Raw genomic sequence first — 292 nt, 5'->3', positions numbered from 1 at the left:
GTCATTAAAGCTATGCAAAAAAGATAGCTCTGACTTTGATGAAATGCTGGGAGAAAGCTTGTCCTCTCCCTCGTTTCGTCGAGTCAGAGCCAAAATAAGCCTCAAATGCATAATCAACTGCATTGTTTAATATTATGTGGATGCTAATACTTCTTTTTTATGCTCCAACTTCCTGTACACAAGTGCAATGAGCAGTCCAGGTATGGTACAAGCAATCATTCCGATAAAAGCATATTGTGGTTCGATCTCGTATAAAAAGCCGCCGAATACAGTGAAAACAGCTGTACTCCAG

At 40.1% G+C, this 292-nt stretch carries 1 pseudogene; it reads right to left on the bottom strand.

From position 1 onward, the window contains the following. Positions 1-132: 132 nt before the first annotated feature. A pseudogene (locus tag PZE06_RS28585) lies at positions 133-292 on the bottom strand (MFS transporter); the annotation flags it as partial.

Origin of the sequence: Robertmurraya sp. DFI.2.37 (genome assembly GCF_029211245.1) — a bacterium.
In the GTDB taxonomy this organism is placed as follows: Bacteria; Bacillota; Bacilli; order Bacillales; family Cytobacillaceae; genus Robertmurraya; species Robertmurraya methanolica_A.
This window is presented reverse-complemented; position numbering and strand designations above follow the sequence as displayed.